The following is an 11,437-nucleotide window of genomic DNA, read 5'->3' on the forward strand; positions in this document are numbered from 1 at the left end:
CGATACGGACCTTAGATAAGTCGCATCTTCCCAGGTCAGAGGGGCATTCTCATGCCCCCACGCTCACCAACGCCGCTTCTACATCGGTGGATCCAGGCTAAGGGCTGGCGTGCGATGTCCTGATTTCTCATGGTCATCATGTGTGCGGGACGAGTGGAGACGTCGAGGTCACGAGCGGGTGGCCTACTGGTGCCGGTTGTCGTCCAATGGTCCCCTGCTCAGCCAGCAGTACGTGCATTGCCGGGCTCGTGGTGGAGCACCCGCATGGGTACCGATCGCGACGGGGTGAGGTCCAACTTGTCAGAGTTGCAGCCAGGCATGGGGAAACCGTGTTCAGCCAGTCGATGGCCAACCCTCGGCGCGGGGATGATGTGGTCGATGAAGACTCGATGAAGATTCGCCGGTCTCCGATCGTGGCGGCCTGTCCCCGCGTGCGGCGTGGTTAGCCTGGACGAAACCCCTCAAGGGGACGACCCTGCGGCTGGGAGGTTGCTGCGGTGCTCATGCCCGCCGGCCCGGGTCGAACGAAATTCACTAGATCTTGGAGAGCCGTGCCACCCACCACCCGACTCACCACAGTTGTGGGTGGGATTTCGCTTGCCATAACTCTGGCCGCGTGCGGCGATAGCGGGGTTACCCCGTCGAGCGAGCCAGCCAGCGTTACCGCCGTCGAGACGACTGACAGCCCACCGGGAATCGATGACCACGGTTGGCATAACGACGACGACACGATGTTCGCTCAGATGATGATCATCCACCATGAGGGTGCCATCGAGATGGCTGACCTGGCCGTGGAGCGGGCCGACAGCCAGCAGGTGCGTAGTTTGGCTGAGGGCATCTCTGCGGCTCAGGGTCCTGAGATTCGACAGATGACTTCGTGGCTGGAGTTTTGGGACGAAGAGGTCTCCCCGCCGGCGCACGACGTTATGGCTCATGAGGGCATGGAGATGGAGGGTATGAACCAGCAGGAGGCCATGTCCGAGTTGGAGTCGCTCTCGGGTGCTGGCTTCGACCGGCGCTTTTTGGAACTCATGATCGCTCACCATCGTGGTGCGGTCGAGATGGCCGAGACCCATGTGTACGCGGGACAAAACCGCGAAGCGCTGGAACTCGCAAAAACGATCATCATTGACCAGCAAGATGAGATAACCCAGATGGAAGAACTTCTTGAAGGACTCTGACGCCTTGGCTTCGGCGGATAAGTTGCTCCGGCTCCTCCGCTGGTCTCTGATCCCGCTCTCCGGAAGGCAGCAGGCCATCCCGGCTAGAAAGGGCATATACCACCCGAGGGTCCCCGCCGGCGGTCGGAGTGATGTGAGTTCATGATCGAGCCCATTGGACAGACGGTCGCGAGCAAGGCACGCAAACCGCGAGCGTACGCCGCCGGTAAGAGAGTTGGCCGTGCTCGCGTACTAACGCCGAGGGGATGGGTCCTGAGTGTCGTGATGGTTCTGGCGTTGGTGGCTGGATGCACGAGCGCCGATGGCGGGAGCGGCGACGCCGCATCCGATGTCGCGGGTGCCGGATATGTCGCCGGGGATGGCAGCGTGGAGACGTGGGCGGCTGCGGACCGCGGTGCAGCGGTGGACTTGTCCGGGGTGTCCTATGACTCCGAGGACATCGACCTGGCGGACCTGCGTGGTCAGGTGGTGGTGGTGAACTTCTGGTACGCCAATTGCCCCCCGTGCCGCAAGGAAGCCCCCGACCTGGCTGAGTTGTCCGAGCAGTACGAGCCCGACGGCGTGCGGTTCCTGGGAGTGAATCACATCGACGCACCGGGTACCGCTCAGGCTTTCGAGCGGCGTTTCGCCATCCCTTACCCATCGCTGCATGACAGTGAGTCTGCTGGGGTGGCCGCCATGCAGGGGGTGGTGCCGTTGCGGGCGATGCCTACCACGGTGGTGCTGGACCGCGAGGGCCGGGTGGCCGCCCGGATACTGGGGTTGGCCGAGCGCAGCGTCTTGTCCACGCTGATCGCAGAGACGCTGGAGGAGTAATGGGCTGGCTGGAGCAGTTGGGCGCTGATTTCGCCCAGACCATCTATAGCGGTCCGGTGCTGGCCGCGTTGCCGGTGGCGCTGCTGGCCGGACTGGTCTCCTTTGCCTCCCCCTGCGTGCTGCCGTTAGTACCTGGTTACGTGGGTTACGTCTCTGGGATGAGCGGGGCCGATACGCCGGGTCAGGGTGAGGCCGGGCGCGGTTCCAAGATGCGGCTGCTGTTCGGGGTGGGCCTGTTCATTCTCGGGTTCACCGCGGTGTTCGTCGCCCTGACGATGGCGCTGAGCACCGCCGGGTTGTGGCTGGTGCGCTGGCAGGACCTGATCACCCGGCTGCTGGGGGTGCTGGTAGTGGTGTTGGGTTTGGCGTTCATCGGCAAGGTTGGGTTCCTGCAACGGCAGTTGCGTCTGCCGGTCAGCCCCAGGGCTGGGGTGTTGGGCGCTCCGGTACTGGGCGTGGTCTTCGGGTTGGGCTGGACCCCGTGTATGGGTCCCACCCTGGCTGCAGTGCTGGCCCTGGCCCACGACGCCGCTGACCCCGGCCGGGCACTCGTGCTGGTGATCGCCTACTGCCTGGGTCTGGGAGTGCCGTTCGTGATGGTGGGCTTGGGGATGAAGTCCTCGGAGAAGATGATGGGATTCATGCGTCGTCACCGTGTGGTGATCATGCGCACCGGGGGAATCATGCTGGTGCTCATCGGCCTGGCTCTGGTCACTGGGTTGTGGGGGGCGTTGACGCAGTGGATGCAGGGCTACATCGCCAACTTCGAGACGATCATCTGATGCCCGGCTACATCCCAGAGGGCCTGCGCGGCTCGGAGCAAGACGACTCCGGCCTCCCAGCACCGCACGGCCCCGCCCCGTCGGCGGGCAGTGCCGGCGATGCCGTTAAGACCGCGCAGACGTCCGGGGCAACCAGGACCGACCTGGCTGCCCATCAGCGGTCTGCCACGGCAAGTGCGGGCGGGCGAGTTGCGTCGTCGTCGGGTCGTTCCAAGGGATTAGGGGTACGTGGCTGGGCGCGTTGGATGTGGCGCCAGTTGACCAGCATGCGGGTGGCGTTGCTGCTGCTGTTGCTGTTGACGGTGGTGGCCATGCCCGGGGCGTTCTTTCCCCAGCGGCGGGTCGACCCCAACCTGGTGAACCAGTTCTATGCGGACAATCCGACCCTGGCGTCCTGGCTGGACCGGGCGTACATGTTCGATGTGTTCTCCTCGCCGTGGTTCTCCGCGGTCTATCTGCTGTTGTTCACTTCCCTGATCGGGTGCATCGTGCCGCGAAGCATTGCCCATGCCAGGGCGTTGCGGGCCGAACCGACCAAGGTGCCGGCTCGGTTCTCCCGGTTTCCGGTGCGCTCCCAGCGCTTGGTGCACGCAACTCCTGAACAGGTGCGTGCGCGCCTGCATGAAGGCATGGGACGGCGCTACCGGACCAGATTGGGCACCGAGAACAAGCCCAGGCAAGGCGCGGTGCATACTATCTCCGCTGAGCGCGGGTACGGCAAGGAGACCGGCAATATCATCTTCCATCTAGCGTTGGTGGGGCTGCTGGTGGTCACGGCCTGGGGGGAACTGGTGCATTACCGGGGGCAGGCGATGATCACCGAGGGATCCACCTTCGTCAACTCTGCGCTGGACTATGATTTCTTCGAGGCCGGGGCGTTGTTCGACGTCGATGCGGTGGACCCTTACCGGATCCGTCTTGATGAGTTCGTGCCGGAGTTTACCGTCGATGCCCAGGCCCGGGACTTCACCGCCTACGTCACCTTGTTCGAGACCGACGGTACCACCAGCGAGCCGACGATCCGGGTGAACCACCCCCTGAGCGTGGGCGGGTCGCGGGTGTATCTGATGGGCAACGGGTTCGCCCCGGACCTGACCATCATCGATGCCAGCGGGCAGGTCGCCCACGACGGGCCGGTGCCGTTCATTCCGGCCGATGATGACCCGGGGTATGGCTCCACCGGGGTGGTGATGGTGCCCTCTGCGAATGACGGGGAGTTGCAGTTGGCGTTCAATGGCTCGCTGCTGCCCACCGCAGCGCAGGATGCGGAGGGTGCCTATGTGTCCTCGATCCACCCGCTACCGATGGACCCGGTGATGCTGCTGCAGATGTACACCGGGGACTTGGGCCTGGACGAGGGCGTGCCGCGCAATATGTTCGTGCTGGACACCGATGGTCTGGAGCAGGTCATCACTACCGGGCAGGACGGCACCGAAGGTCCGGTGCAACTGGAGCTGCGCCCGGGCCAGAGCGTGGACCTGCCCGACGGGCAGGGTACGTTGACCTTCAACGACCTGCCCCGGTTCGTGGCGTTGGACCTGCGTTATGACCCGGCCCCGCTTTGGCAGGGGATCTTCGCCACGCTGGCTTTCGGCGGGTTGATCGCCGCGCTGTTTCTGCCCCGGCGGCGGATCTGGGTGCGTCTGGTGCCCGGGGAGCGGGGCACGACAGTGGTGCATGCCGCAGCATTGGCGCGCAATGACGACTCAGGTCTGCGCGGTGAACTTGATCGGGTCCTGAGTGTATTGCCCGGTCCGGGCGCAAGGGAGAAAAAATGAACGAGCAACTGGGCACGATTAGCACGTTGTTGATTTACGGCACCATCAGCGCCTACGTGGTGGCGATGGTGGGCTTCGCGGTGGACCTGTCCGGGTTCGGCAAGGGGGCAGACCCGGGCCGGGCCCGCAAGGCGGTGGGCATCGCGATGAGCACCAGTTGGCTCGGGCTGATCTTTCACGTCGGGGCAGTGGTGCTGCGCGCGATCGCCGCCGAGCGGGTGCCGTGGGCGGACATGTATGAGTTCACCCTGATGTCGACGATGTTCACCATGGTGGTGTTCATGGTGGTCAACCGGCACAAGGATGTCCGTTACCTGGGGACGCTGGTCTTGCTGATCAACGTGGTCGCGCTGCTCATTGCTATCACGCTGCTGTACACCGTCGCCGACGGGGTGCAGCCGGCACTGCAGTCCTACTGGCTGGTGATCCACGTATCGGTTGCCTCGCTGGCGACCGCGTTGTTCTGCGTGGGCGCAGCACTGTCAGTGCTGCAACTGGTGCGTGGAGGTGACGAACGACGGCGGGAAGCCGAGCATGCCCAGTCCGGCGGATCAAGGCGGCAGCCGTTAGGCGGCCGCGGTGTCGAGGGCCGTAGCGGTGCGCACGGTGCTCGCACGGGCAGTGCTAGCGCAGGCGCCGACGGCACCCGGGGTGCCACGCTGGTGGCGCAGGAGGCACAGCCCACCGAGGGTGAAGTCGCATCGATGGACCTGGGCGGACAGGAGCCACAGACGTTGCCGGCCCGGCCCACGTTCTGGTCCCGGCTGTTGGACGCCTTCCCCGCAGAGGAGACCCTGGAGCGATTGTCCTACCGGCTGAACGCCGTGGGCCTAGTGGGCTGGACCTTCGTGCTCATCACCGGATCGATCTGGGCCGAGTACGCCTGGGGCCGGGCGTGGGGCTGGGACCCCAAGGAGGTCGTCTCGCTGATGGTGTGGATCATCTATGCCGCATACTGCCACGTGCGGCTGACCACCGGCTGGAGCAAGAAGGCCTTCGCCTACTTCTCCCTGGCCGGGTTCGCGGCACTGATGTTCAACTACTACGGCGTGAACATTTTCATCAACTCCCTGCACTCCTACGCCGGGGTCTGAGCGGGCAACAACTGCGTTCGTCGGGTAGGGGCCAATGGCGGTGACATGGCGGGTCAGTGACGAGGGGCCAGTTCGTCACCGGCGCCACAGCCGCAACGCTGCCTCCAGTGGGCCGCGGGAGAAGAAGTGCCGCCAGGCCACCGCCGCTCCTACCAGCACCAGTGCCATCACCGCGGTGATGGCCAGACCGTCCTGGGCGGTCTGCGGCCCGGGACGCACCACCTGCGCGATGGCGAACAAGTGGACCACATACACCGTCAGCGCCAACTGCCCCGTGGCCACCAGCGGCCAACCAAAGCGGCCCAGGTAAGGCAGCACCAATAGTGTCAGGGCCAGCACCGCCACGGCCGAGGCGCTGCCCCGGATCAGCCACAACGGCATCTGCGAATGCGCCGCCGCCGAGAGGAACCAGTCCACAGCCGGCTCTCTACCGGGCCGCCCCAGGAACACTTCCAGCACCCGGGAGCCGAGTTCGGCAATCAAGGTCAGCACCACTGCCGCCACAGTCAGCCGTATCTGGACCCACCGGTCGTGCAGCCGCAACCGGCCTAGCCACATCCCGAATAGGAACGGCGCGAGCCAGGTGATCACCGGGTAGGGCCCGGTCAGCAGTGTCGAGGCCACGATCTGCCCCGGCGCGTCCAGCATCGTGGCAGGCTCGCGGTCGAAGACCTCACCGGTTCGCAGTTGGACACCCAGCCACACCAGTGGCCCAGCGGCAACTGCCACGATCGAGGCGGTCAGCAGCAGCCCGGACGGTGCCCGCACCACCACCAGTCCCACGAGGAAGAGCACCGCATAGGTGGTCAGGATGACATCAGAGCCATGACCCGCTAACTGAGTACTCAACCCGATCAGGCTCAGCAGAACCGTCCGCCACAACACCTGCCCCCACGGCAGCGCGCCACCGTCACGGGCTCGCCGGGTCAGCAACGAGTACCCGATCCCGGCCAGCAGCACGAACAACAATGAGGCCCGCCCGTGCGGCAACCGCATGACGAGCCCAGCAATGCCGTCGTCATACAGCGGACCGATGTTGACCGCGACCATGCCCACGATGGCCAGCGCCCGTGCCGCGTCCAGCCCGGTGACCCGGCCATGGGGTGCGCTGGCATCCGGGGAGGCGCCTGCCGTGTGCGCCGCGCTCACCGATGCGCCATCCTGCTGCTCCGCCCTGGCACAGGTTGTGACCGCGCCCATCCAAGTGTCATGTCGACCCGGTGAAGGGACCCTGGGCCGACTAGGTGCGAGGCCCTCTGAGCCCCTCCGCGGCCGGCCCGGGCGTTCCTACGTCAGTTGGAGGGTGGTGAGGCAGGTCGCGCCCTCGTCGGTGGTGGAGAAGTCGGCTGACCCGGTCAGGCCGTCATAGTGAACCTCAATGGTGCCCTGGACATCGCGCGGCAACCAGAAGCCGGCGAAGCCGTTCGCATAGGTCGTCACCTCTTCATCGATGAGCACCTCGCCTGTTGCATCGTCGAGGATCCGCACCTGGAGGTCCTCGTCGGTCAGCTCACCCTGGCATGTGGTCAGGCTGTGGTAGAAGCACTCGTGAGTCTGGTTCACGTAGGGGGCTACGGAGAGGTAGAAACGGTCCTCGGGCATGGGCAGGGTAAGTTCTTGCTGCCCATCGGAGAACATCAGTTCATCGGCTCGGATGGAGGCCATGTAGTCGGTGGGGCGTTCGGGCCCACCGAGTCGATCGAGGTGGTCGATCATCTCCGCGACCTCCATGCCGGCCAGGTCATGGGTGGCGAGGAACTCGGCTTCATCACCCTCGGTGGTTGGCTCGGAGGCCGGATCCGCCGAGGAGCAGCCGGCGAGGATCAGCACCAGCGCCCCGACGATCGCCGCAATTCTTTTCACGTTCTTCCACCTGTCCTATCAGTCCCGGCGCATCTTCTGACCAGCACGGCAGCAGGTCATACTTACCAAGGATTCTTGCCGATCAACTGGGTCATCGTAGGCAACTGCTGCTGCCGAGAGTTTAGGTCTTTCGTCCCGGACCCAGGCGGAGCCTTCCTGCGGCGCCTATTTGAATCGCCCCAGCAGGCCGTTCTGGGCCGGCGCGGGCGCAAGTAGCCCTGTCAACTGATGGTGGCGAGGAGTTCGTTGCAGGCTTCCTCGCAGGCTCGGCACGCCTCTGCGCAGATGCGGCAATGGTCATGGGCCTGTGCGTGACGGGCGCACTCATCGCCGCAGGACTGACAAGCCTGGGCGCAGGCCTGCAACTGAGCACGGATGAGGTTAGCGTCATGACCGGTTTGTCGGGACAGCATGCGGGCCGTGGCATCGCAGATGTCGGCGCAGTCCAGGTTGGTACGTATGCACGTGCGCAACTCGGCAACCATTTCCTCGCTCAGACAAGCGTCTGCGCAGGCGGTACACGCCTGGGAACAGGCCACGAGGGCATCGATCGTTCGGGCCAGTAGATCCCGGTCCAGAGTGATCTGGGCAGGGTGGGTATCCATCATCTCTGCGGTTCTCATTGTCGCTCCCGTTTCGATAACCATCACAGCATTGGCTCTCGACGTTACGACAGCAGCGGCAGGCATGCAGCCGGCGAGGCGGGGTGTGACGATGAAGGTTTGATGAAGTATTCCGGTAATCCCGTGATCAAACCGTGATCTGAGGATTTGCGGTATGTACTGTCACTCTTGCTCCCGCCGTGCGGGAAGCCCACAAGCGGACGCCGAACCCTGCCACCGCACCGTGGTCACCGATCAACGCCGTGGCAGGGGCGGGGGACCCAACCGTCGGTGCGCGAGCACCTAGGGGTGAAGTCCCGCCTGGGAAGCCAGGTGAGACCGGGTGAATCTCCAACCCGAACCCGACAACTGACCTCGTAGGCGAACTGGAGAACCGAATTGACTGAACCAACAACCGGCGCCCGACACCGCGCGGCCTGCCGCCCCTCCACCCCACTGACCGTTCTTGGTCACGCAGTCACTGGGACCACCGGCAGACGGGCGCTGGCCGTCTTTGCCTCCTCCGGCTTGGCGCTCACCATGGGCGCCTCCAGCGCTGTAGCCCTCCCCCAGGTGTCGAGTTCGAGTTCCGGCGTTGGCTCCCTGGCCAACGTGGTGCTCGACGCCGACCTCGACAAGGTGACCACCTCACCGACCGTCTCGGTCGATGCAGACATCGCCTGGGACTTCGCCGCCGCCGAGGTCTCCTCCGAAGCCCCGCCCCCTCCCCCGCCGCCAGAGCCGGTCATCACCGCGCCGCAGCGCCCCACCCAGGACGCCGCCCCGGCCTCCCGCACCGGGCAGCGCACCGAGCAGCCGGCTCAACAGCCGGAGCAGCAGGCCGAGGAGCAGGCCGGGGAAGGCTCGGGCGGGTCCAGCGAGCAGGTCGCAAGCACCTCTTCCGGTTCTGCGGTCGTGGACGTCGCCCGCCGCTATGTAGGCACCCCGTATGTGTGGGGCGGCTCCACCCCGGCGGGCTTTGATTGCTCGGGCTTCACCGCCTACGTCTTCGCCCAATTCGGGGTAAGCCTGCCTCGGACATCCGGTGCCCAGGCGGGCGCCGGACGCATCGTCTCGGCAGCCGAAGCCCAGCCCGGCGATCTGGTGGCGTGGCCCGGTCACGTGGGCATCTACACCGGCAATGGCAACAACATCGCCGCCCGAAACCCCGGCACCGCGCTGTACGAGGGACCCATCTTCCATAACAACCCCACGTTCATCCGCGTGCTCTGACCGCAGATCTCAGCACTCTGCATCGGCCCGCCCTGCCCCAGGGGCGGGCCGATGCTCGTGCTGTGGGTGCCGACGAGGACGCATCCCTTGAGGTGCCCATTGGAGTTGATATCAAGCCTGTGAATGCTGACGACTTAACGGCAGTTCGATAGTGAACACCGCGCCGTGGCCAAGCCCCGCGCTGTCCGCTCTCACACTGCCCGCATGGGCCTGGGCGATGGAGTGGCTGATGGCAAGGCCGATCCCCGACCCTCCGTGCGCGCGGTCACGAGCAGCATCGGCACGGTAGAAGCGCTCGAACAGGTGGGGCAGATGCTCGGCGGCTATTCCGCTGCCATTGTCCTGCACCCACAAACGCAGGCGCGATCCAATCCGGTCGGCGCCCAACTGGACCTGACCTCCCTTGGGGGTGTGCCGCACGGCGTTGTCCAGCAAATTTGTCAAGACCTGCCCGAGCCGGTCAGGGTCGGCGGTGATGACCGCCTGGCGTTCTGACCTTGTGGCCACGATCGCCAGGTCAATGTCCTTGCTAGTGCACTTCACGCTTGCCTGTGCTGCGGCGTCTTCGAGCAGGTCACCGACCCGCACCAGCTGCCATCGCATTTCTAAGCGTCCCTCGCTAGCGGCAGTCACCAGGGCCATGTCCTGGGCCAGACGGGCAAGTCGTGCCACCTGCTCACGCAGCATGACTATGGTCGGTTCATCAGCCGGCACGACACCGTCCACAATCCCTTCGAGGTAGCCATCCAGCGTCGCCACCGGGGTGCGCAATTCATGAGCCAGGTCGCCCAACATGCGAGTGCGGGTCTGTTCGATCCCACCAAGGTCGGTGGCCATGGTGTTGAACGCGCCGGCGAGGTCATCGAACTGCGCACCCATGCGGACCGCTGGCACATGGACGTTGTAGTCACCGCTGGCGACCTTCGCTGCTGCTTGGCGGAGGCGTTCTAACGCCATGGTGATGCGTCGAGTAAGGAAAATGCTGACCAGCACTGACGTCAGGAGAGCGACGAGGAGCGCCAGGGACAGAGACAGGGTCCATGCCGCGGTGAAGGCTTGCCTTGCGTGCGCCACGACCTCGGAGTCAGCGGGCTCGGCCATGAGCATGTGATCGTGGAAGATCATCGGCCCGATCACCGAGGCCACAGCCCATGCTGTCCCGGCGGCCACCAACAGGACCGCGACGATCGCTGCCAGGAGCCGAGCACCCAGCCCCCACTGTTTTCGCGGCCGCTTGTTCATGAACCCGTCCCCATTCGGTAGCCGACCCCCCGCACAGTGCGGACGAACCTCGGCGCGGATGCCTTGTCGCCGAGTTTGCGCCGCAGATGCCCGATGTGAACATCGACAAGGTTGTCATCGCCCACCCAATTGGGCCCCCACACCGTCTCGATGAGTTGGCGCCGGGAAAAGACCATGTCCGGGCGCCCCGCCAGCGCTGCCAGGACGTCGAACTCAGTGCGCGTCAATTGGACACTCTTTCCGTCGAGGAACACTTCCCGCCCCAGAGCGTCAACGGTCAATGGCCCGAACGACGCCACTGCGCCATGGTGGCCCGGTGAGTTCTGCCGCGGACGACGCAGCATCGCCCGCACCCGTGCAACGAGCTCACGCGCGCTGAACGGCTTGGTCACATAATCATCGGCGCCCACCGACAGGCCGATAAGTTTGTCTACCTCCTCCACGCGAGCGGTGAGCATGATGATGTAGCAATCAGAAAACACCCGCACCCTCCGGCACACCTCGATGCCATCGAGACCGGGCAGACCAAGGTCCAGCACCACCACCCCAGGGCGCCACTGTCGCGCACGCTGTACCGCGTCATCACCGTCCCCGCAGGTCTGGACCTCGAAGCCATCGCGCTCCAGATAGTTCGCAACCAATCGCGCCAAGGGGGCTTCGTCATCGACGACCAGAACCCGGGGCAGGTTCACTTCCGAATGAGCAAGTGAAGTCATGACGGCTCTTCAACTTTGAGCGTGGTGTGCCGTTGAGGTAGGGGCTCGTGGCCCTGATCCAACATGGGTGTTGTCAAAGCATCCAGTTGGAGAAGGGACCACGAGCCTGTGTGCCACGATACGCACCGGC

The 11,437-nt window shown here is 65.0% G+C and carries 11 protein-coding genes and 1 riboswitch; of the genes, 6 read left to right on the forward strand and 5 right to left on the reverse strand.

Annotated elements, in window-relative coordinates:
- The first annotated feature begins 551 nt into the window (after positions 1–551).
- The 5 genes from ACPL7H_RS19045 (at position 552) to ccsB (ending at position 5,651) form a co-directional block, all read left to right on the forward strand.
- Positions 552–1,181 carry a DUF305 domain-containing protein gene (locus ACPL7H_RS19045; protein ID WP_424789170.1) on the forward strand — a complete coding sequence of 210 codons (630 nt, stop codon included), beginning with the start codon at positions 552–554 and terminating at the stop codon, positions 1,179–1,181.
- 279 nt (positions 1,182–1,460) lie between these two features.
- Complete coding sequence (locus ACPL7H_RS19050; RefSeq protein ID WP_424798314.1) at positions 1,461–1,997, forward strand: TlpA family protein disulfide reductase; 537 nt, start codon at positions 1,461–1,463, stop codon at positions 1,995–1,997.
- A complete protein-coding gene (locus tag ACPL7H_RS19055) occupies positions 1,997–2,779 on the forward strand; it encodes a cytochrome c biogenesis CcdA family protein (protein WP_424789172.1) in 783 nt (260 codons plus the stop codon). Before ACPL7H_RS19050 ends, ACPL7H_RS19055 begins: the two co-directional genes overlap by 1 nt.
- A 266-nt stretch (positions 2,780–3,045) precedes the next feature.
- Complete coding sequence (gene resB / locus ACPL7H_RS19060; RefSeq protein WP_424798317.1) at positions 3,046–4,557, forward strand: cytochrome c biogenesis protein ResB; 1,512 nt, start codon at positions 3,046–3,048, stop codon at positions 4,555–4,557.
- Positions 4,554–5,651, forward strand: a complete 1,098-nt coding sequence (ccsB, locus tag ACPL7H_RS19065) for a c-type cytochrome biogenesis protein CcsB (protein ID WP_424790819.1) — start codon at positions 4,554–4,556, stop codon at positions 5,649–5,651. The genes resB and ccsB overlap by 4 nt, the downstream gene beginning before the upstream one ends.
- Positions 5,652–5,726: 75 nt before the next feature.
- On the opposite strand, the gene ACPL7H_RS19070 is transcribed toward ccsB, so the two are convergent.
- From ACPL7H_RS19070 to ACPL7H_RS19080, 3 genes are all read right to left on the reverse strand, one after another.
- Complete coding sequence (locus tag ACPL7H_RS19070) at positions 5,727–6,800, reverse strand: heparan-alpha-glucosaminide N-acetyltransferase domain-containing protein (protein WP_424789174.1); 1,074 nt, start codon at positions 6,798–6,800, stop codon at positions 5,727–5,729.
- Between the two features lie 138 nt (positions 6,801–6,938).
- Positions 6,939–7,514 carry a CueP family metal-binding protein gene (locus tag ACPL7H_RS19075; RefSeq protein WP_424789175.1) on the reverse strand — a complete coding sequence of 192 codons (576 nt, stop codon included), beginning with the start codon at positions 7,512–7,514 and terminating at the stop codon, positions 6,939–6,941.
- 221 nt (positions 7,515–7,735) lie between these two features.
- Positions 7,736–8,137, reverse strand: a complete 402-nt coding sequence (locus ACPL7H_RS19080; protein ID WP_424790817.1) for a four-helix bundle copper-binding protein — start codon at positions 8,135–8,137, stop codon at positions 7,736–7,738.
- Positions 8,138–8,365: 228 nt separating this feature from the next.
- Positions 8,366–8,515, forward strand: a riboswitch (cyclic di-AMP (ydaO/yuaA leader).
- Here ACPL7H_RS19080 and ACPL7H_RS19085 point away from each other — a divergent pair.
- Positions 8,516–9,349, forward strand: a complete 834-nt coding sequence (locus ACPL7H_RS19085) for a C40 family peptidase (RefSeq protein WP_424790816.1) — start codon at positions 8,516–8,518, stop codon at positions 9,347–9,349.
- Between the two features lie 111 nt (positions 9,350–9,460).
- Here the strand turns inward: ACPL7H_RS19085 and ACPL7H_RS19090 are convergent, their stop codons facing one another.
- On the reverse strand, positions 9,461–10,591 hold the full coding sequence (locus tag ACPL7H_RS19090) for an ATP-binding protein (protein WP_424798315.1): 1,131 nt from the start codon (positions 10,589–10,591) through the stop codon (positions 9,461–9,463).
- Positions 10,588–11,307: a response regulator gene (locus tag ACPL7H_RS19095; RefSeq protein WP_424798316.1), complete on the reverse strand. Its 720-nt coding sequence runs from the start codon at positions 11,305–11,307 to the stop codon at positions 10,588–10,590. The genes ACPL7H_RS19090 and ACPL7H_RS19095 overlap by 4 nt, the downstream gene beginning before the upstream one ends.
- Positions 11,308–11,437: the final 130 nt, after the last annotated feature.

The organism is Pseudactinotalea sp. Z1732 (assembly GCF_049724975.1).
In the GTDB taxonomy this organism is placed as follows: domain Bacteria; phylum Actinomycetota; class Actinomycetes; order Actinomycetales; family Beutenbergiaceae; genus CALKWS01.